Here is a 26,208-nt window from a genome sequence, read left to right on the forward strand (position 1 = left end):
CGGAACGTGGACTACAACAAAATAATTCAGGGAAGGGAAAATGTCCCCGAGCAACAGTAATTTTGAGTTTACCGAGCATGGTGCGTTTGATGCGAATGCCGCAGCCTTTTTCGCCCATATGGCGCAAGAGGACGCGGCGCTTGCCGGCGAACTGAAATCCCATTTCACATCGTTGTCGCAAGGCACATACAGTCAGCCGGCTGTTCTGAGCGGTTTGCTCGCTGCTGCCGAAAACCCATCTCAGCCGCAAAGCGCGAATACGCCTTCCGGCCCCGGAGGCGGGCAGGCTGCACCCGCAGGCTCGGCGTCTACGACCGGCTGGCTGCTCGAAGGACTCTCGATCGAAGGGTTTCGCGGGATCAACAATCAAGGCAAGCCGCTTGAGCTAAAATCATGTCGACAAGGTCAACAGCATCTCGGCCGTAAACGGCGTGGGCAAGAGCTCTGTCTACGATGCGGTCCGATATGTGATCTGCGGCGCGGTGCCGTGGCTCGAAGACCTGCCGGCGAGCGAGCGCGGCGCTGACTACTATCTTAACAAATTTAACACGTCGGGAACGGCAACGATCACCCTCAAGCTGATCAGCGAGCCGGGCGCTCAGCAAGTAGCCATTACGGTCAAGCGGGATGCGCAAGGCAATCGCACGGTGTCATCTGTTCCGCCAGTAGATGCCGAGGGCATTTTGCAATCGCTAAACCGCGAGTTCGTCCTTCTGGACGGGCATGCGTTTCAAGGCTTCATTTCGGCGAAGCCCCTGGACCGGGGCCGCACCTTCTCAGGGCTCCTTGGCCTTACGCAATACAGCGCCATGCGCCAATCGCTTGCGGCGATTGCGAACACACGGGCCTTCAACAACCATTTCGCGGTAGCGGAACATGCACAACTTCGCGGCCGGGAAGAGAAGGCGGCGGCAGATGCGCGCGCGGCGTTCGCAGCGGATTATGCGGTATTGGCAGGGCAGCCTTTGGCCACGCAGAGCATCGCCGACGCGCAAGCTAAGTGCCACCATGCTCTGGAACAGATCGGGCCCTTGAAGCCGCTCTGCGAGAATAAGGTCTTTCAGGACATCGACCTCAATGCCTGCATAGAAGCGGTGAAGGCGGCCGAGGGCGGTCCCAAGCGGGATCGCCTGAGTGAGTGCATTCGAGAGCGGGCGGATCTGAAGAAGCTCAACGTCGAGGCCCCGAAACCCGAGCGGGCGGCGGCGCTCGTCGGCCTCGCGACAACGCGGGACCAGGCGCTCGCGGAAACGGCTGGCGACGTCATGTTGACCTTGTTCCAGGCCGGGCAAAAGGCGCTTGGTTTGCCGGAATGGAGCGACGCGACGCTGTGTCCGCTTTGCGGCCACAAAGGGTCGCACGATCTGAAAGCGCACATAGCCTCCAAGCTTTCCCAGTTCGACACATTGGAGCAAGCCGGCACGGCGATCGCGAAGGAGTGGGGTGAAGCCGGATGGTCCGACCTTGACGGGCTGGAGTTGAAGCTTGAGCAAACCGCCGGCAATCGTCTGATTGCGAAGCATCGGCAGCGTGCGGAGAAAGGAGAGCTCGCTTCGCAGGACGCGGAAACGTTGCTGGAGTGGCTGAAAGCGCTGCGCTCGCGCGCCGATCAGAGAGAGCAAAGCCTGGCTGCCGAACAGGCCGCTCTTGAGAAGGAGCTGCCTCCGTCCTCCGTCGAAGTCACACGAAAGGTCGAGGCTGCGCGCCGTCTTCAGGCCAACTGGCGCAAGCTTGCCGAGGCGGAAAAGCAGCAGGGCTGGAGCAGGCGCGGGAGGCTCTGGTCACGCGGGTGAAGCGCTTCCTTGATTCCGCCTCCGATTGCTTCGGCGCCGCAGAAGGAGCTCTTAGCAAGGCACGGTTGACCGCTGTTGAGCCGGTCTTCAGGGCGTATTTCGACAAGCTCTCATTCTTTGGCGTCGTTCCGACGGTGACGAAGCGCGCGAACAGCGAAGATCTCCAAATCGCGCTTGCAGACTTCCACGGCTTGCAGAACCTTTCGCCGCAGGCGTTGCTTTCGGAGAGCTTCCGCAACGCGTTTGCGATTGCTCTCTATCTCGCGGCCGCGTCCCTCTATGGAGGGCTGCCGAAGTTCATCGTGCTTGACGACGTGACGTCAAGCTTCGACGCAGGCCATCAGAATTTCTTGGTGGAGCTGCTGAGAACGACATTTGCCCGACCGGCCAACGCTAGCGGTCTGCAAGTCATCTTGCTTAGCCATGACACCATGCTTGAGAAGCTGTTCAACAAACACAGCAACACAGGAACTTGGTGGCATCAGAGGCTGGAGGGCGTTCCGCAGCTTTCCGTCCTGCCGCAGGCAGGCGCTGTCAACAAGGTGCGTGATCAGACCATCTCGATGCTGCAAGCGGGCCAGGTAGATTTCGCCAAAGAAGGAGTTCGCCAGTATCTTGAGTACCGGCTCAGTGACCTGATCCTCCGGCTGCGCATCCCGGTGCCTGTCGACGTTGCGTTCAATGACAATAAACAATTGGCGCACGAGTTCTTGCAGGCGATTGAAGCGGCGGTGAAATTGCATCAGGCTGCCAACTCTCTCGTGCTTGATGCGGCTCAGGTCGCCGGCCTGAACGCCAATGTGGCGACCATCGTCGGAAATTTTCTCAGCCATTGGGGCACAGGTCAAACGCTTAGCTTCTCAGGCCCATCCCTGCTGGGCGTTATGCAGTCGATCGATAAATATTGTGAGTGCTTCACGTTCGGGCCGAGCCCAGGCGCGCCGCGGCAGTTTTACAAATCATTGCATCAGCGAACTTGAGGCAATGGCGGCACTCGGACTTTATCCGTAGCAGGCGCCTGGCGCGCGCCGTCGGACTCGACATGATCGAAGCCGCTGGCGACCGACGACCGACAGCTATCTCGGCGGTCGTCACCAAGAGTCGGATCCTCGAGGCGGTGCGCGAAGCGAAGGGAGGCGCCACCAATCACCACAGAGTTGAGGGGATTCAAAGGCGGCACTTCATCGAGACGGCAGAGGCAGCGGAGTTTTCGAAGCTAGCGATTGAAAGCGCAATTTGAAGAAATCGTAGCCGTCGCGGACGGTGCGGAGTTGCTGCTTCGATTTCCTAATGCGATCCACGCCTCTGTCAGCAAGGCCGTGCTTGCGCGGCTTCGGATGCTTTCGATGTATGCGTGAACCGGCACTGCGCTCGTTTTGTCGACAGTGATTGATGTGCTACAAGCGATGACGGTCTTTTTTGATCCTGGCGCAGATCGCGTTGCGTGATCGACGAAGCAAAAAATCGACCGATCGTTGTCGATAGACGCTGAAACGTCGTTGAATTCGAAGCGCGCGAATTTTCCTTTGAAATCATAAGCGAAAAATTTTGACGGCTTGAAGGTCGGGCTTTGACCGTCAGAAGAATTATTTTGCGCTTATAAATCAGCGCATTACGATTCGTTGAGAGAATCGAGTGGGCGCGACGGTAGCGTTTCGCCGGATAACCTAGGATACTATAGAGTACTATGGCGTAGTTCGCTCCTCGATTGACTCCGATTGATCTCAAACGCTGGACAAATTGTGTCGCTGCCCGCGAGCGACTATGTTCGCGAACTCCGACGCTACCGCGCTGTCAACAGGCTGGCGTCTCCGCAAGACCAATCTGCCATAAAGGTGCAGACGTACAGTAGAAGGCATCGCCTGCTTCTCGCGTCGGAACCATGCGGTTGCCGCCGCTCATGTTCTGAACCTATTAAGCCGGCGTCGGACTTCCGTTGCAGGAAGCCGGCATCTGGGATGCGCCGAGATCGTTGTCAGCGCCGCGTGCAGCCGATCGAATCCGAGGTGGTTGCCGTCGGCGAGCTGATCGAAGATCCATAGCACGCCGTGCATTTCAAGCCCCACGGAGGTGGCCAACTCGCGAAGCCCTCCGTCGCCGGTCAGAAGCGTCCATTGGCGGGCCTCTGCGATGGCGAATGCGAACGTGTCCGGCGTGGAGAGATGAGCGCGTTGCCGCCGGACTGTCGTCGCGCGTGTCAATTCTGCCGGCGACAGCTCTTCGACCCGCAGGCCCAGCGCAGTGAGGCGATCGCCAAGGTCCCCGGCTAGCTCTCGAACGAAGAGCAGGTCGGGGACCGCAAACTCAAAGGGGAGACGAAACAGATCCTCAAGCAAGTCGCCTCGCTCGAGATCAATCAAAACCGAGGTGTCGGAGACGAGGATCGGCAATGTGCTTAAGCCGCAACTTGGTCCAGACGAGCATCCAATTCGCGAACCGAAATTCCGAGCAATTCAGCGGCCCGCGCTTCACCGATGACCTGTTCGGCCAGCGCACGATAACACAGCCTTTCGAATCGCTTCGGCTCCTCAAGTTCAGGTTTCATCCGACCGGGCTCTTCATATGGCGCCGTTCTCCATCCGCGTTCAGAGAAGATCTTGAACAGTCGGCCAAACGCGGACTGGCTAATAATGCCAAGATCCTTGCAGCGATAGGCGATGGCCTGAATGCTGACGCCAAAACGCTCCTTGAGCGCAACGAGCTCCCCAAGACTGATCGACGAGCGATTAACCCCGACTTCGGCGCGAAGGACGTCGGCTGGCATCAGGAAGGCGCCGGCAAAACGATGCGCTGCCTTTTCCTCGTCGACACCGGGGGAGGGGGCCAGCACCATATGGCCGAGCTCATGGGCGAGGTTGAAGCGCTTCCGCTCCGACCACGTACTTTGTTTGATGACGATGACACGCGCGGCGCTGCGGTCCTTGCGCCGCACCTTGGCGGCAAGCCCGTCAATGTCGTCGAGGTCGAGCGACAGGATCTTGATCCCGCGCTCCTCCAGGAGCTCGGCCAGCTGCGGGATGGGATCGTTTCCCAGGCCCCAGTCCTCGCGGACAGAGCGAGCCGCATCCTCGGCGTCGCGGACATCGGCCACCGGATGCGGTGCGCTGCGCGGCTGCTCCCAATCGATGCTGCGCATCTGAAGCAGATCCTCGATCGCGAGATAGCGCTCGAGCATGTGAATCGCGCGGGCTTCGAGGGCGGCTTCCTCCCGGGATGACGTGCCCGCCTTCTTGCGGAACTCGACGCCCTCAAGGGCAAGTTCGTCCTCGCTGAGCAGGTAATCCTCCGTCACGTGGAGCGCTGCCGCCAAGGCGATCAGCACCCGCGAGCTCGGCATATCCTCGTTTCTCTCATATTTTCCAATGGCTTGCGCCGATACGATGCCGTCCATGGCGTCGGCGAGGCCACGTAGCGATAGGCCCGAGGCCGATCGCGCGACCTTAAGCTTGTGTCCGATCATGTGGGCCTCCTTGCGCCTTCAGTTTACAAGGGTACGATATAGGCATAAAATTGTAAACCAGAAACCCTTGAAACGCGGAAAATTGAGCCTACATGGCCAATATTCCGCTCCATTTCCTCGGTTTTGTAAACCGGTCTGGGTCGGACAAGTTCCGCCGTGGCGCGCTTTTGGGCCAGCCACCGGCGAGGGCGAAACCGACCAGGAGGAATCGAGCAGCGATGTTGAACAATACGCAACTGCGGTACTACGACAGCAACGTGCTGCGCCTGCCTGCCGACAAGCGCAAAGAGTACCACGAGCAGGTCGATCGCCTGATCGATGAACTCCGCAAGACCGTTCGCGACAAGACCGAGATCAAGATCACCAAGGTCGTGAAGGCCGGCTCCTTCGCCAAATACACGATTCTGCGGAAGACCGCTGTCGATCCGGTCGATGTCGATGTCGTTTTTTATATTTCCGGCCGCGACGCCAGCAAGGAGACGCTGGATAGCCTGAACGACACGATCTACGCGCTGCTGATCAAGCAGTATCCGAACAAGTCGGTCGAGGATTTCGAGATCCAGCGCAAGGCGGCGACCGTCACCTTCGTGGGCACGGGCCTCAGCGTCGATATAGTGCCGGTCATCGAAGACGAGAACCGCGCCGGCTATGGCTGGCAGTTCGACATTCACGACGGCACGAAGACGCAGACCTGCGCGCCCTGCCAGATCAAGTTCGTCCGCGATCGCAAGGATCAGGATGCCGACTTCCGCACCTTGGTGCGCATGGCCAAGAAGTGGCGCAACCAGGCGGAACTGAAGCCGCTGAAGTCCTTCGCCATCGAGCTGATCATGGCGCACGTCCTCGCCAAGCAGGGCAACGGTGGAAGCATCGAACAGCGCTTCCGCAATTTCCTCCTCTACGTCGCGCAGTCGCAGTTGAAGGAAGAGATCAAGTTTCCCGAGAATGTCGCGCCGTTCACGACGTTCTCCGATCCGGTGGTCATTCTCGATCCGGTCTACAGCCTCAACAACGTGACCAGCCGAATTTCCGAGGACGAGCGGAAACAGATCGTCGCCGCGGCCCAGGAGGCCTGGGAGACGGCCAATTTTTGCATCGGCCGAGAACGACAATGAGGTCTGGAAGGAGATCTTCGGCCCTCGGTTCAAGACGGAGGACTGAAGATGAGCATGACCCAGGTCAGAAGCGCGAGCGCGACCTACACCTATGTCGACATCGAGAACGTCGTTCGGCGCGTCAACGCCGATCTCGTGATGATCGCAGACAGCACCGGCTGCTGGACGCCGGAGGAAGCCCGCAACTACGCCCATGACGTCGAGGTTCTGGCCAAGGCCGGCTACCTCAAATGGGTCGACGTCACGCTGATCAGCAACGGCGTCGAGATCAAGGCCGTCAGGTTCGAGGTCGATACCGACGCTGGCTCGCTGTCCACGAGCCGGCCCGGCGGCGTCCTCTGGCCGAAGGTCGCAGGGGCCAAGCTTCGCATCGTGCTGAGCTACACCGATGACTACACCAGCGCGGCCCGCGAAGCCACGAAAGGCAAGCTCAAGATCGGCTGGGTGACCTGCCATGACGATACGAGCCATACCGCTCTCTCATCGTCCGGCGGCCGCAACTATGTCAGCAACGCCTATGGCATGCAGCGCAAGGATTGGGCCTCGTGAGTCAACCCAGCATCTTCGACAGCGAGACGCCGCTGCCCAGCGATACGCTGGCCAAGCGCGAGAAGACCCTTCTTGGGTTCGATACACGATATGCGCGGGTCCACGAGCAGCTTCGTCTGCTGCTGAATGTCCGCGAGCTGGCGGGCTGGAGCCAGAAAAATCACGGCAAAAGCCTTCCGATCTGCGATCTCGTCGCCGAGCAGTATCCGCTGGTGATTTTTCACGGCGATGTCGGCACCGGTAAGACCGCAACAGCGGAATGCATCGCCAACAAGCTGGTGGTCGAGGCCAGAAGTGAAGATTCGATCCTGTTCAAGTTGAGCAACCGCGTCCGCGGCAGCGGCATGGTCGGCGAGATGGGGACATTGATCGCGGAAGCCTTCAAGAAGGTCATTCAATCGGCCGGCAAGCACCGACGCGCGGTCCTGATCATCGATGAAGGCGATAGCCTTGGCGCCTCGCGCGCCCAGGAGCACAGCCACCACGAAGACAAGGTGGCGGTGAACACGCTTATTCAGGGCGTCGATGACCTGCGCCAGTACGGCGGCCGGATCGTGGTGATCCTGTGCACCAACCGACTGTCGGTCCTGGATCCTGCCTTGCGCCGCCGCGCCGCCATCATCGAGGAATTCCGCCGCCCGACGGACGACGAGCGTCGCCAATTGCTAACGATGGATCTGGCCGGCCTGTCCCTGACGCCCATTCAGTTATCGCAGCTCGTCGAGGCCACCGGAGCGCGGGCAGGCAAGCCCTCCTGGACCTATTCGGATATCAGGACGAGACTCTATCCGGCCGCGCTGGCAAAGGCCTTCCCGAGCGGGCCACTGCGTTTCGATCACCTCAAGCTCGCCGCCGCGGGGATCACCGCGTCGCCGGTGATGGAGGATCGCTGATGGCGCGCTCCCCGTTGTTCGGCCGGCGCATCCACATTGCCGGCAGCATCGTCGAAGACCTTGCCGTCGCCTCGACCGCCGACGTCAACCAGGCCCGCGAGCTCGTTGTCGCTCTGGTCAAGGAATTGGTCCGTCGCGGTGCGAATTTCGTCGTCCCCGTCGATGCTGAACCTCTGCGCAAGTCCGACGGCCTTCCGATCTGCTTCGACTGGCTGATCTGGAAGACGCTCAGGGAGAGCCTCGCGTCACGCCCGGCGAATGTCCCGGGCCCGCTCGCGGTCGCCGTGCAGCATCACAAGAGCGAAGATCAAGTCCCGGCCGAGTATGCCGACCTGTGGGACGAACTGCGCAGCTCGCCAATGGTCAAGATCGAGAACGCTGCGCACTGGAACATGGCCAGCAAGCGCATGGAAGCCCAGGCCCGCTTCGCCGATATTCTTGTCGCGCTCGGCGGCACGGAAGGGGTCCTCTATCTCGCAAATCTCTACCACGATGCCGGAAAGCCGATCGTTCCCCTCAATCTTACCGTGTCGCCGGAAACGACGGGCGCCCGCCGGCTCTACAGTTTCGGACTGACTAGCAGCCAAACCCGCCGCCTGTTCCAGATTGCCGATGACGGCGACGCCCATGACTGGCTCAACAAGATCCGATTTCCGCCGCGCCAGTCGATCCCCGAACGCGTCGCGGTCCTCGTCGACCTGCTCGAGTCCCTGGAAAGACCCAAGGCCTTCGCGGTGCGGTTGCTGAATCCGGCGCTGCCGGACTATGCCGATGTGCAGGACTTTTTCGATACCGTCGTGCAGCCGGTGATCGAGAACGAACTTGGCTACCGGCTTGTCGTCATCGACGGTCGGCAAGCTTACGACCATGCCCGTATCGATCAGGAAATCTTCGCCAAGTTGCACCGCAGCAGCGTCGTGATCGCCGACATCACCGGCGGACGACCGAACTGTTTCCTCGAGCTGGGATATGCTCTGGGACGCGGATTGCCGACCATGGTGACGGCGCGCGAAGGGTCGAACTTGCCGTTTGACATCACCACGCTCTCTGGCCTGCACTGGAAGAACAGCGGCGCGGCCGAGGATCGCCGGCGCGCCTTCCGCGAACATTGGCAGGCGATCCGCACGCGACCCTCGCTCGTGCCGGCGGAGCCTTTGATCTCATGAGCCGTAAAACCGAAGTCTTTGTCTCAGTCGACGTTGAAACCGCGGGGCCGATCCCCGGCGAGTACAGCCTGCTGTCGATCGGCGCCTGCGTCGTCGACGATCCGGCAAAGACTTTCTCGTGCGAATTGAAGCCGATCAATCGCAATGCCGATCCGAAAGCCCTGGAGGTTTCCGGCTTGTCGCTGGATGAGCTCGCCAAGAATGGCCTCGAACCGGCGGAGGCGATGCGGGCCTTCACGCAGTGGCTCGACGCGCTCGTTGGGAAAGACGGCTCTGTCGTCTTCGTCGGGCTCAACGCACCGTTCGATTGGTCATTCGTGAACTATTATTTCCATCGCTTCACGGGCGACAATCCATTCGGCTTCACGGCCTTGGACATCAAGGCGCTATTCATGGGCGCGACGGGGTGCGATTGGGCCGATACGCGATCAAGCAAAATGGCGGAGCGCCTGTCGCCTCGATTGAAAGGCGATCATCAGGCCCTGCACGATGCGCAGTATCAGGCCGAGTTGTTCAGCCTGATCCAAGCCAAGCTCATGAAGAAATTCTAAAGCACAGCCGGAGACTCAAAGCCATACGCACAATGATCCAGTTCGGGAAATCTGCCTTTTCCAATCGGCGCGACCTGTCTTTGCATATTGTTACTTGTTGCGTCCTGAGTCCCGAAGGAGAGGAAGAATAAAATATGGCATCCATCGCACGGTATGTAGTTGAGCGGTCGCCGGACCAAGTCCGGCTCGCTTTCAAGAGCGTCCTTGAAATTTGCAAGGCGAAGAATATCGCCAGTGTGACGTTGGTCGTGCCCCAGAAGGGAGGCTTCGATCGAACGATCGTTGCCGAATTCCTGGGAACAAAAGCTGTAAAGGCCTTGGTAAAGGGACAAGCCGTTCTGATTGACCAAGGCGTCCACATGAAACTGGAAAGTGCTCAGACTTTCCGGGGAAACTCGTCCGAAGGGCTTCTGATTGGCGCACACATCTCAGATAAAGACATGAACAAGCTCGACGATTCAATCGGAGCGCAAGCGATTGTTTATCTTCCGTGGAACGACATGGAGGAGAAGGAGTGGCAAGCAACGTGGGGAGCTCAGATAATAGGAACTACCGCCGGAGCAGCACCGGTCAGTAGTTTGTCCAGCCCCGTGGAGGAAGCGCTGCAACGTTTGACCCAAGTCATCAACTTGAGCACTGGACTCAATCATCCCTCAGACAAGAAACATGCAGAGCGCACAATCGCGCGGCTTCGTCAGGAGGGCCACTCATTCGACCCTGGTGAAATTCGCCGCTGGGCTCAGCGTAACGGCTGGACGTCAGGCGCGGCAGCCGACCTGGAAGCAGTTGCCCGCAAATCGACACGATAGCGTTGGCGCTATGGCGGCGCTCCTGCGCTCGAAAAGCTCAAGAAGGCTGAGCTTCCTGTCCGCGCCGAAACGCTGGTAGCCGGCACGGGCTGGATCCCTGCGCCGCCGCGTGTCCCGCAGGACGGTCCGTCTGCCGAGGCGCTACCGGAAGCCGCCGAATAGTGGCTTTCTTTTTCCGGCTGCGCCTTCATTGCGCAGCCGGATCTCCGGACGTGCCGGTTGAAGGAGGAGCGTTGGCACCTAGCTTCTGGTCAGTCGGCAAATCGTCTTCGTCGACGGTGCGGTGCAGGCGATACATGCGCGCGAGCCCTTGACCGTAATGCAGCTTCTCGCCAATGACGACGACATAGCGAAGCCGCTCAGCACACGCGATCTGTAGGACGGATGGCAGGGCGTCGAGCGGCATCGGCAAAAGTATCCGCAAATGCCCGCGATGCAGATGCAACGATCCGCAGGATTGCGGTTCGTCGTGTTCGCGCTCGCCCTCGTTCAGCCGCCGATCGGGCATCAGAGTGATTTCGACTTCGTGCGCCTTCACCTGCGGGGGATGCACCAGCCTGCCGCGCAGATTGAGGTGACGATAGTCGGAATAGGGACCGTCCATGTCGCGCCGGGGACTGATTCCGAACATCAGGCTCCAGTCCCATTCGGTCACCTCCACGAAATAGATCGGATCGTCGCGGAAACGCCCACGCCGTCGCTTCCGGCGGCGCGCCAGCTTGCGGACGGTATCGTCATTGTTCGTCGTCGTTTTCGTCGTCATCGTCTTGCGCGTCCCTCACGCTTTTAAGGGCGCGACCGGAGACGATGGGATCGATCCCGTCGGCTTCAAGCAGCGCCCAACGCGCCCATTCTTCCGTTGATTCCGGGGAAGCCTCCGACCTGCGTATGGCTTCAACATACGCCCGTATGTCGTTTGCCTCGCGCCAGGCCTCTGCGTCGCGGCGCAGGGCGTCGCGCTTGGCCTTTTCAAGGGCTGCGAGGCGTTCGCGCTCGCGCCGTTCTTCCTCAGCCTTTCGCCGTTTCGCTTCACGCTCCGCTTCCTCCTGCCGCTGCCGCGCCCAGGCCGCCTGTTGCTCCAGCCATTTGCGATGGAGATGCTCGCCCGCGACGGCCATGCCGATGATGATATCGGTCAGTTGCTGTTCTAGCTTGCGTCCGTCTTCGTCTCGCCATGAGAGAGGGATTCCCAGCGCGGCATCGTGCGCCGTGGAAATCGCCAGGCATAAGGTTTCGCGGTGACCTGCCCCTAAGCTTTCATCCAGCGGCGAGTTGAGTCCTGGCGGTTGATACGCCCGAGGGCGCGAATGTAGCAACAGGCGATCGGCGGAGCTGGTCAGGGTTGCGCAGCCGGTCGCCTGTTGCGGTGAGATTGGCCGCGAAGGCCGCTGGCGTCGCGTAGCCGAGAGCGGAATGCGGGCGACGATGATTGTAGTCGTGGGTCCATGCGCCGATCTTCGCCCGCGCGTGGTCGAGCCCGAAGAACAACGTCTCGTTCAGGAGTTCGTCCCGCATGCGCCCGTTGAAGCTCTCGCAGAATCCGTTCTGCATCGGCTTCCCCGGCGCGATGTAACGCCACTCGATCCTGTTCTCGCTCGTCCACGACAGAACCGCGTTCGAGGTAAACTCCGTCCCGTTGTCGGAGATGATCATGCCGGGTATGCCGCGTCGCTTGATGAGCGCCGAAAGCTCCCGCGCCACGCGCTGGCCGGAGATGGAGGTGTCCGGGATCGCCGCCAGGCATTCGCGCGTCACGTCGTCGACGATATTGAGGATGCGGAAGCGCCGGCCACAGGCGAACTGGTCATGCACGAAGTCGAGCGACCAGCGCGCATTCGGCCGCGCCTCGACCGGAATGGGCGCCCGAGCTCCGACCGCGCGGCGGCGGGCTCGGCGCTTTCTCACCGTCAGCCCCTCCTCGCGATAGAGGCGGTAGATGCGGTTCTTGCCGGCCCGCTCACCCTCCTGCCGCAGCAGAACGAACAGCCGCCGATAGCCGAAGCGCCGGCGCTCATTGGCGAGGTCCCGCAGTCTGGCGCGCAACGCCGTGTCGGCCGGCCGCTTCGAAACATAGCGGACCGTCTTACGGTCGACGGCGACGATGTTACAGGCCCGACGCTCCGACAGGCTCATGACGGCCCGAAGGTGCGCGACGGCTTCGCGCTTGGCGGCGGGCCCTACCATTTTTTTGACAGAAGCTCCCGAAGCGCCGCCGACTCAAGCATCTGATCCGCCAAGAGCTTCTTCAAGCGCGCGTTCTCTTCCTCGAGCCCCTTCAGCCGCTTCGCCTCGGAGACGTCCATGCCCCCGAACTTGGCCTTCCAATTGTAGAGGGTCGTTTCCGAAACCGCGTATTTTCGCGCCAGATCAGCCGCTTTCGCGCCGGCCTCCTGTTCCCGCAAAATCCCGATAATCTGCTCTTCCGTGAACCGTTTCTTCTTCATCTCGTCCGTCCTGCAATAGCCCGGACTCTAATCGCTTCTGGGGGAATTTCTCAGGGGCAGGTCAGCGGCCTTCGGAAGATGCGGACGGCGAACGACCTGACCTCCGTCCCTGTGCGAGGCCTTCGAGCTGAAAGCTAACGCTCGCATCGCCCATATAGATGGCGAGTTCGCGCGCGTCGTTGCCCCGTATCCATCCCCGCCCGCCCAAACTTGCAAAGCCGAGGAACAAGCCGTTGAGGAACAGAAGGCGACGGCGTTCGAACGGAGAGTCAAATTTCGGTTGATTCCAGGGAAAGCTGTAGCGGGAGTTTGCGGCTTCCTCGCGCAGCTTTTCGTCCTTCTTAAGCAGCGGCGCGATGGCCGGATGCACGCGCGAGAAATTGCGGGACACCGTGACATGGCCGAGGCGCTTGCGCAGGCGTTCCGTCAGCGCCTTAATGCTTTCGGTGTTAGGCTCCACCATGCCGGGTTCGCCTTTTATTCGGCTTCGCAGCTCCGGCGTCAGCGTGCCGGAAATCGTCACGCGGTTAATGGTGACGAGATCGCGTTCGGGCAACGCTGCCGTAGTCACCGGCTTTCCCGCTTGCAGCTTGTTCCAGTAGCCGCGTTCCGGCACAGGGACACCGAGCTTGCGGCAGTGCTTGGCAATCGCCACGTCGGAGATGCCAATTTGCTTGGCGAGGCGTTGCATCGGCTCCGACCAGACGAGGTCGTAAAGCTGTTCACGCGTCAGGGTGAAGGTCATCGGAGCCTCCAGGCTGTTCCTTGCCATCAAGCACAATGTCGATCGCGCACGAGAAGGAGCCTAGAGGTCACAAATCGCGGACGTATCGTGCTATAAGCGATGACGGTATTTCTCGCGCCGGTGCGCAATGCGTTGTGTGATCGACAAGGCGGAGAATCGACCGATCGTTGTCGATGGACGCTGAAACGTCGCTGAATTCGAATCGCGCGAATTTTCCTTTGAAATCAAGAGCGGAATATTTTGACGGCTCGATGGTCGGGTTTTGACCGTCAGAAGAAAGAATTTGCAGCGCTAAATCAGCGCCTTACGATGCAACGAGAGAATCGAGTGGGAGTGAGGGGTCGCTGTTTGTCCCTAGTCATTGAGGGCGGACCAAGCCGGACTCATTTGACGGTTCTTTCGGCGGTTGATCGGAAGTCGCAAGACGAGACAGAGAAAAGACCGTCAGAAGTCGTTCTGACGGTCGCTTTCTGATCTGAGACCGGCTGCCCGAAGCTTGCAGCGGCGCCCTTCGCGGAATCTTTGAGAAATTGCGAGTTATCGTAGCTTAGCTACGATTCACGCGCCAAATCCAATTGGCGCCGGCTCGCGAAACGCGCGAGCGTCAGAGTCTTGGATCGATCGGCTCGCTCTCAAACGCCGACACAGCGAAAACGCATTCATGAATCCGCCTTAGCGGTTCGTGGCCGCGCACATTCAAAGCGGGTTGCGAGCCCATGTGCTTTTCCTCGCGCACGACTTCCTCCACGCCCGTCGCCTGAAAATGCGCGAAGGCTCCCTCTGGCCGCTCCAGCCATCCTTCGCGCACGCTGGTCTCGGAGGGCGACATCGTTGGCGGCAGATCTTTTTTCTCGATCCAGTCCAGCCGATCTTTCCAGCCGATCTTTCTCGCAGAGTCCCGCGAGAATCGACGGATCGACGCCGATAGTCCCTGAAACCGAGCAGATTCGAGATGGAGTTGCATAGCGCAGCTCGACCAGCGGCTCCTTTCGCTGGGCGCCGTGATCTCAGGCCTCGGCCTCCTCTTGGTCCGCCACGCGCTGGCGGTCCATCCCGGCGATGCGCTCGAGCGCCAGTTCCTCATGCAGGACGTCTATGTAGTCGAGGAGTTCCCGGATGGTGTTCGTCGCGAGCGACCCGAACTCGGCGATGGCGACATAAGCGACTAACGCCGGACAGAAATTCAGAAAAAACGGAAACGATTCGCCCTCGGGCAGGATCGAAACCCTGAAGCTTTCGATTCGCGCGAACGCGGCAACGAAAGCGAGAGCGTAAGCGTAGTTCCTTGAAAGATAAATCGACGACAGGATGATGGGGACCACAAACAGCGGCCGCAGGGAGATGGCCCACCCCGCCGCCACGTCCGCCGCGGCGATCGCCGCCGAGATGAGACAAAGAAAGAGGAATCCCGACAGATTCTTGTCTTCTCCGGGCATGAGTCGAAATAATTTTCCGAGGGAATGGTGGGCGAAAGTATCAATACTAAGTATATATTCATATATATTTTGATTAATAATTGTGCTATATTTTGCAGGCATGGGCGTGTGCGCCTCAGACGGGGTTAAACAGCGGCGTTACATTGCAGTTTTTGTGTCGCTTGCCAAGTTGCTTAAGCCAAAATTCATCCTGACAACCATCTTCTCGCCTGAATTGGGCAAGCGAATGGCGATCTCGCTTACGCCTGTTTTTTTGCGCGGCCCCGAGAGCGCCATCCGGATTTCCGATCCATGGCGACGTTTCCTTGATCCCGCCACGCTCCCGGCCCTAGATGGGCGCATTCATCCGAGCCGGGTAGGGCGATGCGGTCTCACTATGAGGTATTGGGCGTCAAGGAGGATGCGAGCGCGCGCGAGGTCAACGCGGCCTACCGCAGGCTCGCCAAGAAGCATCACCCGGATAAAGGCGGCGATCCCGCGACGTTCCAGCGGGTCACGGACGCCTATAACGTCCTCAAGAGCAAATCGGCGCGCGAAGCTTATGACTTCGAGCACAAATTCGAGGATTTCCTCGACAAGACGAGCCGGCGGACCCTGCGCCAGCGGCTCGTCGATTTGCTGCGCGGCAACGCCTTCGCGTTCCTGACGGTCTTCGCCTTCCTGCTCGGCGTCTTCCTGCTCGACTGGGGCGACGGGATACACGAGGATTTCAACCCCGCGCTGCTTGCGGCGGGCTGCGCGTCCATCCTGTTGAGCGTCGGCTTCTACGCCAATCGCCGACGGCTTTATCAGGGCCTGGGCGACGCGCTGACGCGTGCGGTTTTTTCAATTCTGTTTTTTCTGTTCGACGTCCTGATGCGAGTTTATCTGATCCTCGTCGTCGCATTCGCCGTCGTGGCGCTTCTTGCGTTGCTGAACTGGCTGAAGCAAAATTATCTCCATCTCCTTCCGCATCATTTCTGAAGCAGCGCGATCAGCGCCATGGCGGCGGCGGGATTGCGGACCTTGGCGCCGCGTATGACATAGAGAAAAACGTCCCGCGCGCCGCGCTTCGGCGCGTTGGCGCAAAGTCGCGGAAGATCGCCCGGCGCGCCGCCTTCCGCCCATCTCGCCGCGCGTTGCGCCCAAAGCTTGAGACGCGCCTCGTCGTAGCCCTGGCGCCGCGACGCCGTCGTGCCCATGACGCGGGCATAGACGAAAGGCGCGGTCAGATCGGCGATCAACGGAAAATCCGCGTCGCCCTCAACCACGATCGCGACGTGATGCGCGCGCGCCAGCGTCACGAACTCCGTCGTTTGAAAGCTGTCATGGCGCACTTCTATGGCGTGGCGCAGAGGCAGTCCCTCCGCCTGCTTCGGCAGGGCGGAAAGAAAAGCGTCGAAAAAATCCGCGTCGAATTTGCGCGTCGGCGGGAACTGCCACAGCACGGGCCCAAGCTTTTCTCCCAGCGCCGCGACGCCGCTGTCGAAGAAATGCGCGATCGAGTCCTCGGTCTCCAGAGCGCCACGGCGCGTCACCGCATAGCGCGGCGCCTTGATGCTGAAGACGAAGCCCTCGGGCGTCTCGTCGCGCCACTTGAGAAAGGTCTCACGCGTCTGCGTGCGATAGAAGGTGGCGTTGATCTCAATGGACGTGAGATGGCGGCTTGCATAGTGGAGCTCATGCGTGTGAGCGAGATTCTTCGGGTAGAAGACCCCGCGCCAGGGCGCGAAGCTCCAGCCGCCAACGCCGACATAGATGCGGCCCGCCATTATCTGCGCACTCCTTTCGCAGAATTCCGGAGCTAGGGCGCGCATCGATACAGGCGAGCGAAAGCTTGCGCTCCCGCGTCGTCGCGCCATGTGCGGAGAGTGTGAGTGGCTAACGGGCAATGTCATGCGCAAGAAAGGAAGCATTATGGCCAAGATGCATCATTATTCGCTGCCGCTCGCCTCTGTCTTCGCCTCCCTTGCTTTTGCGCTTGCTTCCTGCGATCGCGGTCCCGTTCTCCCCGAAAGCACGGGTTACGGTCCCGATCCCGCGCTGCCGGACCCGCGTCCCACGCCGAGCTTCGCGCCGCATGTCGACGTTGCGCCCGCAGTCGGTTGGGGGCCGGGCGAGAAACCGAAGCCGGCGCAGGGTCTGACGGTCACCGCCTTCGCCACGAATCTCGCGCATCCGCGTTGGCTGTACGAGCTGCCGAACGGCGACGTCCTGGTCGCCGAGACCGACGCGCCTGACAATCCGGAGCGTTCCGGCCCGAGCTTGCGCGGCTTTTTTGAAAGCATGGTGATGCGCGAGGCGGGCTCTCATAAGGGTAGCGCCAATCGCATATCGCTCTTGCGCGACGCTGATGGCGACGGCGTCGCGGAGACGCGCTCGATTTTGATCGACAAGCTCCGTTCTCCCTTCGGCATGGCGCTCGTTGGCGATCGACTCTATGTCGCGAACGCCGACGCGCTTGTGCGCGTTCCTTACCATGACGGCGATACGCATATCGACGCGGCGTCCGTGAAGGTCGTCGATTTGCCGGCGGGCCGCAACCATCATTGGACGAAGAGTCTTCTCGCGTCGAAAGACGGTTCGCGGCTTTATGTCGGTGTCGGATCGAATTCCAATGTCGGCGAAAACGGTCTCGACGAGGAGAAGGATCGCGCGGCCATTCTCGAAATCGATCCCGCGAATGGCGCGAGGCGGGTCTTTGCGAGCGGCCTGCGCAATCCCGTCGGCATGGGATGGAACCCGGTCACCGGCGCCTTGTGGGCCTCCGTCAACGAGCGCGACGAAATCGGGGACAATCTCCCGCCGGACTACATGACGTCGGTGAAGGAAGGCGGCTTCTATGGCTGGCCCTACAGCTATTGGGGTCAACATGTGGATGCGCGCGTTTCGCCGCAAAATCCGGACCTCGTGCAGAAAGCGATCAGGCCGGATTACGGCCTCGGCTCACATACGGCCTCCCTCGGCTTCACATTTGTCGGCGCGGCGAAGCTCGGGCCGTTCCGCAACGGCGCCGTCGTGTCGCAGCATGGCTCGTGGAACCGAACCCCGCGCGCGGGCTATCGCGTGATCTTCGTGACGTTCGAAAGCGGCGCGCCCGTGGGCATGCCTCAGGAGGTGTTGACCGGTTTCCTCAATGAGAAGGGTGAAGCGCGCGGGCGGCCCGTCGGAGTCGTCATCGACAGGCGCGGCGGCCTGCTCGTCGCCGACGACGCCGGCGGCGCGGTGTGGCGCGTGAGCGACGGAACCGATCGAAAACAGGTGACGGGGAGCGGCGCCCCGTCGGTCGAATAGCCGCGCTCGGAAAGACGCGCATCTGGGAGCCTCCCCGCCCGGCGCTCGGTGGAGGGGTGCGCTGTGCGGGCGCGCACAACTCCCCGCCGCGCCTGTGCTATCATCCCTGCCGACTCAGCAGGGAGACACGCCCTCGTGCCAGATTTTTTCTCCGGCCTCGTGGCCTTCGCGGTCTATTTCGCCGGCGCGATCGGCTTTTGCGCCGCCTACTGCATCGTCTATACGCGCGTGACGCGCCACGATGAATTTTCCCTTATCGTCAATCAGCAGAGCGCATCCGCGTCCGTCGCCTTCGGCGGCAGCCTGCTCGGCTTCGCCGTCGCGCTTGCGGGCGCGATCCACCATACGGGCTCCGTTCCGGAATTCGTGATATGGGGTCTCGTCGCGCTGGCGACGCAGATCGTCGCCTATGGCCTCGCGCGTCTCGCCTATCCCGGTCTTTCGCGCGCGATCGACGAGAATGTGCTGGCCGCCGCGATCTGGGTCGCGGCGGTGTCGGTTTCGGCCGGATTGCTGAGCGCCGCCTGCATGAGCCCGTAAAGCCATGACGGAAGAGAATCTGAAAGACTCCGGCAAGCGCGGCCCGCCGCCGCCGGTCCTCGTCCGCAAGGCGAAGGCGTCGGGCGTGACCGTCTTCTCCGGACAGAAGCGCTCGCTCGCCGTGTCGCTCGCGCTCATGGGCGCGGTGACGCTCGGCGCATACGAAACATTCAACTGGATCGACCGCAAGCTCAATTGCGAACCCGATCCGGCAAATCCCGACGAGCTGATCTGCAAGCACGGCAGCAGCCATGGCGGCTCCACCTATCGTCGCTCCAGCAGCGCCTGGCATTGGGGCGCGGGGGTGGGGGCGACGCATGGCGCCTCATTTGGTGGGTTCGGTCATTCGGGCGGTTTTTTCGGCGGCGGCTGATGAGAAGAGAAGCGTCCAAACCTCGCGCCGACGTCGAAAAGCACTTCGACGAGATCGGCTTCGCCTATGCGCATATGGATGGCGAGCCTTATTGGGACGAGAGCGTTCGCTACGTCTTCACGCTTCGGGAAATCGAAGACGATATCGAGAAGGCGACGAGCGAGATCGACGCGCTCTGCCACGAGCTCGTCTGGCGTATCGTCGCCAGCGAGGAGACGATGGATCGCCTGCATATACCGAAGCATATGCGCGATCTCGTGGCCGAGAGCGTCCGCAAATGCGAGTTATCGCTCTATGGGCGGTTCGATTTCGCCTATGACGGCAAGAGTCCGCCGAAGCTCCTTGAATACAACGCCGACACGCCGACGAGCCTGTTCGAATCCGCCGTGGTTCAGTGGCACTGGCTGGAGCAATTGATCGAGAGCGGCGAATTGCCCGTGGCGGCGGATCAGTTCAACTCGCTGCACGACAAGCTCATTGCGCGCTGGGAGACGATCGCGCCGAAAGGCTTCGTGCATTTCGCGGCGATGAGCGAAAGCGTCGAGGATTTCGGCACGGCGGCCTATCTCGCGGACTGCGCGACGCAGGCGGGCTGCGCCGCCGCGCTTCTCGACATCCGGGACATCGGGCTGAAAGGCTCGCGGTTCCTTGACCGCGACGGTCGCAGGATCGAGACGCTTTTCAAGCTTTATCCTTGGGAGTGGATGTTCGCCGACGAATTCTCCCACGCGCCGGCCATGCGCTATACGCGTTTTGTCGAGCCGCCCTGGAAGGCGGTCCTCTCGAACAAGGGCATGCTCGCCCTTCTGTGGGAACTCGCGCCGGGGCATCCCAATCTGCTCGAATGCCATTTCGCCGACGATCCGGCCGCGGCGGGCTTGGGCGGGAGCTACGCCAAAAAGCCGATCTATTCCCGCGAGGGCGCCAATGTCATGCTGATCGAGGGCGGCCGCGCCGTCGCCAGCGCGCCGGGCGCATATGGCGCCGAGGGCCATGTGAGGCAGGCCTTGCATATGCTGCCGAGCTTCGACGGGCGTTACCCGGTGATCGGCTCGTGGGTGGTTGGCGGCGAGCCGGCGGGCGTGGGCATCCGCGAGGACGCCTCGCCCGTCACCTCGAACCGTTCGCGCTTCGTGCCGCACGCAATCATCGGGTAGCGGCCCTTTTGGAGCCGCGCCGCCGCGGGGGTGGTCGGATGAACGCCCGGCGCCGTTGTTCGTCCGATCGCCTGCCGCGAAAGCCGAGCGCGTTCCGCCGCTCCAGTCCGGCGCTAACTAAAAGGAGTAGTTGGGGACGCAGCGAAGGAGGCCACCATCATGCGACTGACGTCAGAAGCTTTTTCCGACGGCGACGTTATTCCGCGCGAATACACCTGCGACGGCGAAGACCGCTCGCCGCCCCTGAAATGGACCGGCGCGCCGGAAAAAACGAAAAGCTTCGTCCTGCTCGTTGACGACCCCGACGCGCCGAACGGGACCTTCCATCACTGGGCCTGCTACGACATTCCCGCCCATCATGCCGAACTTGTCAGCGACGCCGGCCGCCCTGAAGGCTTCGAGGACTTCCGCCACGGCATGAACGACTTTCGGGAGCTCGGCTATCGCGGGCCTTGCCCGCCGCGCGGCCATGGACGCCACCGCTACCGCTTCCGTCTCTTGGCGCTGAACTGCGCCGAGCTGCCGATCCGCACCCACCCAACCTGTGTCGAAGTGGAGGAGGAGGCGCGCAAGCATCTCGTCTCCGAGGCGCGGCTCACCGGCTTGTGCCAGCGGTGACTTGCGCAATCCAAGACACGCCGGCCGACCTGCGGTAAGCATTGACCGAGAGGAGCGGGCGGGACCGATGGGGCTTTGGGGTTTTCTGAGCGGAAAGCGGCGCGCAAGCGCGAATCCGGCGATCGCCGAACTTGCGGGAGAGATCGAGCGTAGGCTGGAAGCGCTCGGGCTTTTCGTTCAGGCCCGGCCCCATGGAACCGGCTTCGTCGAGATCAGGGCCTCGACCTCGGCCGGGTTGATTACGACCCCCGGCGCCCTCGGGTCCTCCGGCGTCGCGCTGCTGCTGGCCGGCAAATATGAGCCCCCGGCGCTCGTCTTCGAGCAGATCAACTCCGTCGCGCCCGGGCTCGGCGGCCGCATGGTCGGCGCCGTCATGGACGCGTTGCGCGCTCGGCCCGGCGTTCTTGCCCGTGTGAAGGTCAACGACCTGTCGCCGCTCCAGAAGGATGGGCGGCGCTGGTGGGAGCATATGGCCGCGCGCCATGCGGATGTCGAATGGCGCATCACCCACGACCCGGACGCAACGCACTGGCCCGCGCCAGCTCACCTTGCTGAGGATAATATCCCGCGCACGCCCGACTTCTTGCGCAAGCAGGAAAAGCTCCGAACGCTCGCGCGCGAATTCGGCTGCGATCCGGCGCGCGTGGCGCTGAGCCCCGAAAAGAAGATTTTTGATTTCCTCGGCCAGAGCTTCGTCTCGGAGGGCGAGGCGACGGCCGACGGGCGCGTGACCGTCTATTACGACCCCCAGATGAGCGACGCGCGGCTTGGCTGCTGCCTCGCTCACGAACTCCAGCATCTGCGCTATTTCGCGGTTCGGGACGCCTACAACGCCGAGCCTCCGGACGGCCCCTTGCATCGCCGTTTCCAGGCGTTCACGCCCCAGCGGCTCGCGGCGCAGCGCGGCGTCTCAAACTATTCGAACGAGCATTGGGACGCGTGGGCCGGCGTGACGCCGCCGCGTCTTTTCTCGGACGAACTCGCGGAGGGCGGCAGCGAGCCGATCAACGAGACCATCGCCGAGGTCGCCAAGGCCCTCTACAATTGGGGGCCGGAGGTGCGGCTCAATCCCGTCTGGCGCGAGCTGCGCGAGGCGGTGGACGCGGCCTACGCGACGCTCAAAGACTGACGCCCATCCGCCGCAGCAAAGGCAGCATCAGGAGATAGGCGCCGGCCGTGCCGGCGATCGACGCCGCAAGGGCCGACCAGAAGCCGAGACCGTAGCGGATCAGCAGCGGCAGCAGCGGGAAGAGCAGCAGCGACGGGATGATGAGCCAGAAGATCTGGCTCGACAATTCCCCAATCTTTTCCGCCTCGGTCCCCTCCAGCCGCAGCCAGACGAAGGCGAGGAGGGAGGTGAGCGGCAGGGACGCCACAAAGGCCGCGAAGCTCGTCGACCGCTTGGCGATCTCCGAGACGGCGACGATGACGAGGGCGGAGACGATGACCTTGACGGCGTAATAGAGCATGGCGGCGGGACTGTAGCCGGGCAGGGGCGGCGGGGGCAATGTCGGGCGACGTCGCCGTCACTCGCCTTTCGCGCCCGCCTGTGCTAACCCCATCCCTCCCTTTGAGGGGCAAGAAGAACAGGGCGGGAAAACCAGGGGTCGCGCGAGACATGTCCGATATTTTCCACGAAGTTGACGAAGACGTCCGTCGGGACAAGGCTGCGGAGTTCTGGCGCCGCTATCAGACGCCGATCTTCGTCGTCGCCCTCCTGATCGTCGCCGCGACCGGCGCCTGGAGCTATTATCAGGACAAGCGCCTGAAGGCCGCCGAGGCGGCGAACGACCGCTATGTCGCCGCGGAGAAGCTCGCCGAGGACGGCAAGAACGCCGAGGCCGCCGCCGCCTTCGAGGCGATCGCGAAGGATGGCCCCAACGGATACGCCGCGCTCGCCCGCATCCGCGCCGCCGAGGTCAATCCCGACCGGGAGAAGGCCCTGGCCGAGCTCAACGCCATCGGCGAGGACGCGAATGTCGACAAGCTCACCCAGCACATTGCGATGCTCCGCGCCGCGCTGATCGTGCTCGAGGGCGACGACCGCCAGAAGCTCGAACGCGCGCTTGGGCCGCTGATGATTTCGGACGGACCCTTCCGCTTCTCCGCGCAGGAATGGAACGGGCTCGACGCGCTTTTCAACGACGATTTCGACGAGGCGGAGCGCGTCTTCGAGCAGGTGCTCAACAATGGCGACGCGCCGCAGTCCATGCGCCAGCGCGCCTCTGCCTATAAGGGCCTGCTGCACGCCAAGCGCGGCCCGAAGCCGGCCCCGGCCGCCGCGGGCGGCGCCGGAACGGATGGCGGCAAGATCGACGTGACGCCGGTCATCGAGCCGGAATCCGGCGGCGCCATGCCGGCGGGCTCCGCCCCGCTCGAGGCGCGGCCTGCGAAGTAAAGTTCCCTTTCCCTGTGAGACGGGGAGAGTGAGGAAAACCCGGCTCTTCTCTTCATCGACCCTCTCCCACCGGGAGAGGGTTTCGCGTTATTGAGGGGCGCCCGGCGCCTCAAGGTCACAAAAAATGTCTTTCTCCCTCGCCATCATCGGCCGTCCCAATGTCGGCAAGTCGACGCTCTTCAACCGGCTCGCCGGCAAGAAGCTGGCGCTGGTCGACGACCGCCCGGGCGTCACGCGCGACCGCCGCGAGGGGGAGGCCAAGCTCGCCGATCTGCGCTTCACCGTCATCGACACGGCGGGGCTGGAGGAGGGCGCGAGCGAGACGCTGGAAGGCCGCATGCGCGCCCAGACCGAGAGCGCCATTCTCGCCGCCGACGGCATTCTTTTCGTCATCGACGCGCGCGTGGGCGTGACGCCTGAGGACAAATATTTCGCCGACCTCGTCCGTCGCGCGGGGAAGCCCGTGATCCTCATCGCCAACAAGGCCGAAGGGAAAGCGGGCGAGGCCGGGACTTACGAGGCCTTTTCGCTGGGTCTGGGAGATCCGGTGCCGTTTTCGGCCGAACACGGCGAAGGAACGGGCGCGCTTTACGAGGCGCTGCGCGAGGCGCTCCCCGAGCAGACCGCCGAGCCCGCCGAGGAAGAAGAGCAGCAGGAAGAAAACCTCTACGACGACGAGGAGGACGGCAGCGACCTCGACGTCACCAAGCCGCTGCGCATCGCCGTCGTCGGCCGTCCCAACGCCGGCAAGTCGACGCTGATCAACCGCATCCTCGGCGAGGACCGTCTGCTGACCGGCCCCGAGGCCGGCATCACCCGCGACTCCATCGGGGTCAGCTTCGTCTGGCGCGACCGCAAGATGAAGCTCTTCGACACGGCGGGCCTGCGCAAGCGGGCCAGGGTCGTGGACAAGCTCGAAAAGCTCTCCGCCGCCGACGCGCTGCGCGCCGTGCGTTTCTCGGAAGTGGTGGTGCTCTTAGTCGACTCGACCATTCCCTTCGAGAAGCAGGATTTGACCATCGCGGATCTCTCCGCGCGGGAAGGCCGCGCCTTCGTCATTGGCTTGGGCAAATGGGACCTGATCGAGGACAAGGGCGCGACGCTGATGAAGCTGCGCGAAGACGCCGAGAGGCTGCTGCCGCAGGTGCGCGGCTGTCCGGTCGTGCCGGTCTCGGGGGCAAACGGGCAGGGGCTCGACAGGCTCATGGAGGCGATCGTCGCGACCCACGTCGTGTGGAACAAGCGCATCGCGACGGCGCGACTCAATCGCTGGCTGCTCTCCGCCGTCGAGCAATCGCCGCCGCCCGCCATCTCAGGCCGACGCATCAAAATCCGCTATATGACGCAGGCGAAGTCGCGTCCGCCGCATTTCGTGCTCTTCGGCAACCAGCTCGAGGAATTGCCGGCGAGCTATGAGCGGTTTCTGATCAACGGGATGCGCAAGACGTTCGATCTTCCGGGCGTGCCGATCCGGATCTCGAAAAAGGCCGGGGACAATCCGTTCGCGGGTAGGAAGAAGTAGCGATCGCTAGAGCGCGGCTCGCGAAAAAGTGGAAAGCGGTTTCGCATGGAGCGCGCTCTCAACCTTTGGAATCATCGATCACGTCGCCTGCGTTCAGGCGATTCGACCTAAGCGCAGCGTGATCTATGCGCCTTTTGCCCGCAGAGCTGAGGAGGACGTCATGCCGAACACGATAACCCTGCATCGCGTGCTCGCGACGACGCCGGATAAGGTCTATCGCGCTTTCCTCGAGCCCGACGCCGTCGCTCAGTGGCTGCCGCCCAACGGCTTTACCTGCACAGTCCACAAAATGGACGCGAGGAAAGGCGGCGCGCGCCGCATATCGTTTCGCAATTTCATGACGGGGGAAAGCCACGCCTTCGGCGGCGAATATGTCGAGCTGGTCCCGCATGAGCGAATTCGATATACGGACAAGTTCGACGACCCCAACTTGCCGGGAGCGCTCAGGATCACGGTCACGCTGAGACCGGTTTCGACGGGCGTCGAAATTAACATTGTGCAGGAGGGCGTGCCCGACGTCATTCCGCCGGAGGCCTGCTATATGGGCTGGCAGGAATCCTTGCGCAAGCTGGCGAAACTCGTCGAGCCGGAAATCCGTTCGTAAAGCGGGGCGGCTTCTCTAGGCATGCATCGCAATCGCCGCGCGGACCGCGCTTGCGAGAAGCGCCAGCCGGGGACGCGCGAAGAGCAGCTCCAGCCTCAGCGCCTTCGGCAGTTCGATCTGCACGCCCGCGCCAAGCCGGCCCCGATTGCAGATATTCGCGGGATCGCGTCCCGAAAGCGGATGGCCCTCGCAAACCGCCTTCGCCGCAAAGCCGCTCTGCGCCAGCGCGGCCACGATCCCGTCGCGCAATGTTTCATGCAGTCCGCCGACCCATATGGACGCATGATCGTCGCCGTTCTTGCGGCCGTGAATCGTGAGCACGACATCGCTCGCCCCGATCAAGGCCAGCGCCCGCGGCTCGTCGAAGCGCGTCGAAGTGATGTGCATGGTGGTCTCGCGCGTGCGGCGGGAAAGGCTGTCGAAGCGGTAAAGCGAGTGGTCCGCGCCCGCGATCGCCGTCGCGAGATGGGACGTGCCCGGCTCTATCCAGCCGCCATGCGGCGCGACGATCGCGATTGGAGAGGCCCGCTCGACGACGTGGATGCGATAATGCACGCCCTCGATCTCGCGCGCCGCGAGTCCCGCGAAACTGTCGTATTGATCAGGCATGAAGCGAAAGTAGCGTAGCTCATGCAGCTTCGGAAGAGAGCGGTCGCGGCGCCCTTGCCGGTGCGGGACAGGTTACGCTCGCAAGCATTGTCGATGCAGGCTACGATCTTCTTCTCTCCGGCGAAGCGGGGAGGGGCCTACGAAGGAATTGCG

The 26,208-nt window shown here is 62.1% G+C and carries 30 protein-coding genes and 1 pseudogene; 20 read left to right on the top strand and 11 right to left on the bottom strand.

Annotation, left to right across the window (positions count from 1 at the left end; all coding sequences use genetic code 11):
* Nucleotides 1–40 precede the first annotated feature (40 nt).
* From ACNHKD_RS09740 to ACNHKD_RS09755, 4 genes and pseudogenes are all read left to right on the top strand, one after another.
* Entirely contained in the window at nucleotides 41–526 is a 486-nt protein-coding gene (locus tag ACNHKD_RS09740) for a hypothetical protein (RefSeq protein WP_442753288.1), read from the top strand.
* A complete protein-coding gene (locus ACNHKD_RS09745) occupies nucleotides 432–1,793 on the top strand; it encodes a hypothetical protein (protein WP_442753289.1) in 1,362 nt (453 codons plus the stop codon). The genes ACNHKD_RS09740 and ACNHKD_RS09745 overlap by 95 nt, the downstream gene beginning before the upstream one ends.
* Complete coding sequence (locus ACNHKD_RS09750) at nucleotides 1,790–2,773, top strand: hypothetical protein (RefSeq protein ID WP_442753290.1); 984 nt, start codon at nucleotides 1,790–1,792, stop codon at nucleotides 2,771–2,773. Before ACNHKD_RS09745 ends, ACNHKD_RS09750 begins: the two co-directional genes overlap by 4 nt.
* Before the next feature lie 23 nt (nucleotides 2,774–2,796).
* A pseudogene (locus ACNHKD_RS09755) lies at nucleotides 2,797–2,928 on the top strand (plasmid stabilization protein); the annotation flags it as partial.
* A 763-nt stretch (nucleotides 2,929–3,691) separates the two neighbouring features.
* Here ACNHKD_RS09755 and ACNHKD_RS09760 read toward each other — a convergent pair.
* Nucleotides 3,692–4,183, bottom strand: a complete 492-nt coding sequence (locus ACNHKD_RS09760; protein WP_442753291.1) for a hypothetical protein — start codon at nucleotides 4,181–4,183, stop codon at nucleotides 3,692–3,694.
* A gap of 5 nt (nucleotides 4,184–4,188) precedes the next feature.
* Nucleotides 4,189–5,253, bottom strand: a complete 1,065-nt coding sequence (locus ACNHKD_RS09765; RefSeq protein ID WP_442753292.1) for a helix-turn-helix domain-containing protein — start codon at nucleotides 5,251–5,253, stop codon at nucleotides 4,189–4,191.
* Between the two features lie 92 nt (nucleotides 5,254–5,345).
* Between ACNHKD_RS09765 and ACNHKD_RS09770 the strand changes: the two genes are divergently transcribed.
* From ACNHKD_RS09770 to ACNHKD_RS09795, 6 genes are all read left to right on the top strand, one after another.
* Nucleotides 5,346–6,368, top strand: a complete 1,023-nt coding sequence (locus ACNHKD_RS09770; protein WP_442753293.1) for a CBASS oligonucleotide cyclase — start codon at nucleotides 5,346–5,348, stop codon at nucleotides 6,366–6,368.
* Nucleotides 6,369–6,416: 48 nt separating this feature from the next.
* Entirely contained in the window at nucleotides 6,417–6,917 is a 501-nt protein-coding gene (locus tag ACNHKD_RS09775) for an HORMA-1 domain-containing protein (RefSeq protein ID WP_442753294.1), read from the top strand.
* Nucleotides 6,914–7,810 carry an AAA family ATPase gene (locus ACNHKD_RS09780; protein WP_442753295.1) on the top strand — a complete coding sequence of 299 codons (897 nt, stop codon included), beginning with the start codon at nucleotides 6,914–6,916 and terminating at the stop codon, nucleotides 7,808–7,810. The genes ACNHKD_RS09775 and ACNHKD_RS09780 overlap by 4 nt, the downstream gene beginning before the upstream one ends.
* The gene (locus tag ACNHKD_RS09785) at nucleotides 7,810–8,976 is read left to right on the top strand and encodes a hypothetical protein (protein ID WP_442753296.1); all 1,167 of its coding nucleotides are present in this window, start codon (nucleotides 7,810–7,812) and stop codon (nucleotides 8,974–8,976) included. The genes ACNHKD_RS09780 and ACNHKD_RS09785 overlap by 1 nt, the downstream gene beginning before the upstream one ends.
* A complete protein-coding gene (locus ACNHKD_RS09790) occupies nucleotides 8,919–9,527 on the top strand; it encodes a 3'-5' exonuclease (RefSeq protein WP_442753297.1) in 609 nt (202 codons plus the stop codon). Before ACNHKD_RS09785 ends, ACNHKD_RS09790 begins: the two co-directional genes overlap by 58 nt.
* Before the next feature lie 134 nt (nucleotides 9,528–9,661).
* Nucleotides 9,662–10,336, top strand: a complete 675-nt coding sequence (locus ACNHKD_RS09795; RefSeq protein WP_442753298.1) for a hypothetical protein — start codon at nucleotides 9,662–9,664, stop codon at nucleotides 10,334–10,336.
* A gap of 187 nt (nucleotides 10,337–10,523) precedes the next feature.
* On the opposite strand, the gene ACNHKD_RS09800 is transcribed toward ACNHKD_RS09795, so the two are convergent.
* The 6 genes from ACNHKD_RS09800 to ACNHKD_RS09825 all read right to left on the bottom strand — a co-directional run bounded on the left by ACNHKD_RS09800 (nucleotide 10,524) and on the right by ACNHKD_RS09825 (nucleotide 14,961).
* Nucleotides 10,524–11,099 (bottom strand): hypothetical protein, encoded by a 576-nt coding sequence (locus tag ACNHKD_RS09800; RefSeq protein WP_442753299.1) that lies wholly within the window; start codon nucleotides 11,097–11,099, stop codon nucleotides 10,524–10,526.
* Nucleotides 11,071–11,652, bottom strand: a complete 582-nt coding sequence (locus ACNHKD_RS09805) for a hypothetical protein (RefSeq protein WP_442753300.1) — start codon at nucleotides 11,650–11,652, stop codon at nucleotides 11,071–11,073. The genes ACNHKD_RS09800 and ACNHKD_RS09805 overlap by 29 nt, the downstream gene beginning before the upstream one ends.
* Nucleotides 11,594–12,780 (bottom strand): IS3 family transposase gene (locus ACNHKD_RS09810; RefSeq protein ID WP_442753301.1). Its coding sequence is split into 2 segments (ribosomal slippage): nucleotides 11,594–12,528 and nucleotides 12,528–12,780, totalling 1,188 coding nucleotides; the frame shifts between segments, so codons are not numbered across the junction. The genes ACNHKD_RS09805 and ACNHKD_RS09810 overlap by 59 nt, the downstream gene beginning before the upstream one ends.
* 61 nt (nucleotides 12,781–12,841) lie before the next feature.
* On the bottom strand, nucleotides 12,842–13,525 hold the full coding sequence (locus ACNHKD_RS09815; protein ID WP_442753302.1) for a hypothetical protein: 684 nt from the start codon (nucleotides 13,523–13,525) through the stop codon (nucleotides 12,842–12,844).
* Nucleotides 13,526–14,129: 604 nt separating this feature from the next.
* Nucleotides 14,130–14,354, bottom strand: coding sequence for a hypothetical protein (locus tag ACNHKD_RS09820; RefSeq protein ID WP_442753303.1), 225 nt, complete (start codon nucleotides 14,352–14,354; stop codon nucleotides 14,130–14,132).
* A 178-nt stretch (nucleotides 14,355–14,532) separates the two neighbouring features.
* Nucleotides 14,533–14,961 (bottom strand): hypothetical protein, encoded by a 429-nt coding sequence (locus ACNHKD_RS09825; RefSeq protein WP_442753304.1) that lies wholly within the window; start codon nucleotides 14,959–14,961, stop codon nucleotides 14,533–14,535.
* Between the two features lie 363 nt (nucleotides 14,962–15,324).
* Here ACNHKD_RS09825 and ACNHKD_RS09830 point away from each other — a divergent pair, with 363 nt between their 5' ends.
* Nucleotides 15,325–15,924, top strand: coding sequence for a J domain-containing protein (locus ACNHKD_RS09830; RefSeq protein WP_442753305.1), 600 nt, complete (start codon nucleotides 15,325–15,327; stop codon nucleotides 15,922–15,924).
* Here ACNHKD_RS09830 and ACNHKD_RS09835 read toward each other — a convergent pair.
* A complete protein-coding gene (locus ACNHKD_RS09835; protein ID WP_442753306.1) occupies nucleotides 15,915–16,712 on the bottom strand; it encodes a DUF72 domain-containing protein in 798 nt (265 codons plus the stop codon). The two genes, ACNHKD_RS09830 and ACNHKD_RS09835, sit on opposite strands and share 10 nt — an antisense overlap.
* Before the next feature lie 145 nt (nucleotides 16,713–16,857).
* Here ACNHKD_RS09835 and ACNHKD_RS09840 point away from each other — a divergent pair, with 145 nt between their 5' ends.
* The 6 genes from ACNHKD_RS09840 to ACNHKD_RS09865 all read left to right on the top strand — a co-directional run bounded on the left by ACNHKD_RS09840 (nucleotide 16,858) and on the right by ACNHKD_RS09865 (nucleotide 22,051).
* Complete coding sequence (locus tag ACNHKD_RS09840; RefSeq protein ID WP_442753307.1) at nucleotides 16,858–18,234, top strand: PQQ-dependent sugar dehydrogenase; 1,377 nt, start codon at nucleotides 16,858–16,860, stop codon at nucleotides 18,232–18,234.
* A 135-nt stretch (nucleotides 18,235–18,369) separates the two neighbouring features.
* Nucleotides 18,370–18,774 carry a DUF350 domain-containing protein gene (locus tag ACNHKD_RS09845; protein ID WP_442753308.1) on the top strand — a complete coding sequence of 135 codons (405 nt, stop codon included), beginning with the start codon at nucleotides 18,370–18,372 and terminating at the stop codon, nucleotides 18,772–18,774.
* Nucleotides 18,775–18,778: 4 nt separating this feature from the next.
* Nucleotides 18,779–19,147, top strand: a complete 369-nt coding sequence (locus ACNHKD_RS09850) for a hypothetical protein (RefSeq protein ID WP_442753309.1) — start codon at nucleotides 18,779–18,781, stop codon at nucleotides 19,145–19,147.
* Nucleotides 19,147–20,304: a glutathionylspermidine synthase family protein gene (locus tag ACNHKD_RS09855; protein WP_442753310.1), complete on the top strand. Its 1,158-nt coding sequence runs from the start codon at nucleotides 19,147–19,149 to the stop codon at nucleotides 20,302–20,304. Before ACNHKD_RS09850 ends, ACNHKD_RS09855 begins: the two co-directional genes overlap by 1 nt.
* 159 nt (nucleotides 20,305–20,463) lie before the next feature.
* Nucleotides 20,464–20,922, top strand: a complete 459-nt coding sequence (locus tag ACNHKD_RS09860; RefSeq protein ID WP_442753311.1) for a YbhB/YbcL family Raf kinase inhibitor-like protein — start codon at nucleotides 20,464–20,466, stop codon at nucleotides 20,920–20,922.
* 67 nt (nucleotides 20,923–20,989) lie between these two features.
* Nucleotides 20,990–22,051 carry a hypothetical protein gene (locus ACNHKD_RS09865; protein WP_442753312.1) on the top strand — a complete coding sequence of 354 codons (1,062 nt, stop codon included), beginning with the start codon at nucleotides 20,990–20,992 and terminating at the stop codon, nucleotides 22,049–22,051.
* Here the strand turns inward: ACNHKD_RS09865 and ACNHKD_RS09870 are convergent.
* Nucleotides 22,041–22,430: a DUF3147 family protein gene (locus ACNHKD_RS09870; protein ID WP_442753313.1), complete on the bottom strand. Its 390-nt coding sequence runs from the start codon at nucleotides 22,428–22,430 to the stop codon at nucleotides 22,041–22,043. The genes ACNHKD_RS09865 and ACNHKD_RS09870 overlap by 11 nt on opposite strands.
* A gap of 110 nt (nucleotides 22,431–22,540) precedes the next feature.
* On the opposite strand from ACNHKD_RS09870, the gene ACNHKD_RS09875 reads away from it, so the two are divergent.
* From ACNHKD_RS09875 to ACNHKD_RS09885, 3 genes are all read left to right on the top strand, one after another.
* Complete coding sequence (locus tag ACNHKD_RS09875; protein WP_442753314.1) at nucleotides 22,541–23,320, top strand: tetratricopeptide repeat protein; 780 nt, start codon at nucleotides 22,541–22,543, stop codon at nucleotides 23,318–23,320.
* Nucleotides 23,321–23,444: 124 nt separating this feature from the next.
* Nucleotides 23,445–24,842, top strand: a complete 1,398-nt coding sequence (gene der / locus ACNHKD_RS09880; protein WP_442753315.1) for a ribosome biogenesis GTPase Der — start codon at nucleotides 23,445–23,447, stop codon at nucleotides 24,840–24,842.
* Nucleotides 24,843–25,002: 160 nt separating this feature from the next.
* A complete protein-coding gene (locus ACNHKD_RS09885; RefSeq protein WP_442753316.1) occupies nucleotides 25,003–25,446 on the top strand; it encodes an SRPBCC family protein in 444 nt (147 codons plus the stop codon).
* Nucleotides 25,447–25,461: 15 nt separating this feature from the next.
* On the opposite strand, the gene ACNHKD_RS09890 is transcribed toward ACNHKD_RS09885, so the two are convergent.
* On the bottom strand, nucleotides 25,462–26,055 hold the full coding sequence (locus ACNHKD_RS09890) for a poly-gamma-glutamate hydrolase family protein (RefSeq protein ID WP_442753317.1): 594 nt from the start codon (nucleotides 26,053–26,055) through the stop codon (nucleotides 25,462–25,464).
* Between the last annotated feature and the right edge of the window lie 153 nt (nucleotides 26,056–26,208).

This window comes from Methylocystis sp. JAN1, from assembly GCF_052186135.1.
Classification (GTDB): Bacteria; Pseudomonadota; Alphaproteobacteria; order Rhizobiales; family Beijerinckiaceae; genus Methylocystis.

Excerpts from the sequence above, each read along its gene's own strand:
- ACNHKD_RS09770 (WP_442753293.1), top strand. The coding sequence starts at position 5,346 with ATGGCCAATATTCCGCTCCATTTCCTCGGTTTTGTAAACCGGTCTGGG.
- ACNHKD_RS09740 (WP_442753288.1), top strand. The coding sequence starts at position 41 with ATGTCCCCGAGCAACAGTAATTTTGAGTTTACCGAGCATGGTGCGTTT.
- ACNHKD_RS09840 (WP_442753307.1), top strand. The coding sequence starts at position 16,858 with ATGGCCAAGATGCATCATTATTCGCTGCCGCTCGCCTCTGTCTTCGCC.
- der (WP_442753315.1), top strand. The coding sequence starts at position 23,445 with ATGTCTTTCTCCCTCGCCATCATCGGCCGTCCCAATGTCGGCAAGTCG.
- ACNHKD_RS09800 (WP_442753299.1), bottom strand. The coding sequence starts at position 11,099 with ATGACGACGAAAACGACGACGAACAATGACGATACCGTCCGCAAGCTG.
- ACNHKD_RS09860 (WP_442753311.1), top strand. The coding sequence starts at position 20,464 with ATGCGACTGACGTCAGAAGCTTTTTCCGACGGCGACGTTATTCCGCGC.
- ACNHKD_RS09795 (WP_442753298.1), top strand. The coding sequence starts at position 9,662 with ATGGCATCCATCGCACGGTATGTAGTTGAGCGGTCGCCGGACCAAGTC.
- ACNHKD_RS09835 (WP_442753306.1), bottom strand. The coding sequence starts at position 16,712 with ATGGCGGGCCGCATCTATGTCGGCGTTGGCGGCTGGAGCTTCGCGCCC.
- ACNHKD_RS09765 (WP_442753292.1), bottom strand. The coding sequence starts at position 5,253 with ATGATCGGACACAAGCTTAAGGTCGCGCGATCGGCCTCGGGCCTATCG.
- ACNHKD_RS09775 (WP_442753294.1), top strand. The coding sequence starts at position 6,417 with ATGAGCATGACCCAGGTCAGAAGCGCGAGCGCGACCTACACCTATGTC.
- ACNHKD_RS09890 (WP_442753317.1), bottom strand. The coding sequence starts at position 26,055 with ATGCCTGATCAATACGACAGTTTCGCGGGACTCGCGGCGCGCGAGATC.
- ACNHKD_RS09785 (WP_442753296.1), top strand. The coding sequence starts at position 7,810 with ATGGCGCGCTCCCCGTTGTTCGGCCGGCGCATCCACATTGCCGGCAGC.
- ACNHKD_RS09820 (WP_442753303.1), bottom strand. The coding sequence starts at position 14,354 with ATGTCGCCCTCCGAGACCAGCGTGCGCGAAGGATGGCTGGAGCGGCCA.
- ACNHKD_RS09850 (WP_442753309.1), top strand. The coding sequence starts at position 18,779 with ATGACGGAAGAGAATCTGAAAGACTCCGGCAAGCGCGGCCCGCCGCCG.
- ACNHKD_RS09875 (WP_442753314.1), top strand. The coding sequence starts at position 22,541 with ATGTCCGATATTTTCCACGAAGTTGACGAAGACGTCCGTCGGGACAAG.
- ACNHKD_RS09855 (WP_442753310.1), top strand. The coding sequence starts at position 19,147 with ATGAGAAGAGAAGCGTCCAAACCTCGCGCCGACGTCGAAAAGCACTTC.
- ACNHKD_RS09830 (WP_442753305.1), top strand. The coding sequence starts at position 15,325 with ATGCGGTCTCACTATGAGGTATTGGGCGTCAAGGAGGATGCGAGCGCG.
- ACNHKD_RS09825 (WP_442753304.1), bottom strand. The coding sequence starts at position 14,961 with ATGCCCGGAGAAGACAAGAATCTGTCGGGATTCCTCTTTCTTTGTCTC.
- ACNHKD_RS09815 (WP_442753302.1), bottom strand. The coding sequence starts at position 13,525 with ATGACCTTCACCCTGACGCGTGAACAGCTTTACGACCTCGTCTGGTCG.
- ACNHKD_RS09865 (WP_442753312.1), top strand. The coding sequence starts at position 20,990 with ATGGGGCTTTGGGGTTTTCTGAGCGGAAAGCGGCGCGCAAGCGCGAAT.
- ACNHKD_RS09885 (WP_442753316.1), top strand. The coding sequence starts at position 25,003 with ATGCCGAACACGATAACCCTGCATCGCGTGCTCGCGACGACGCCGGAT.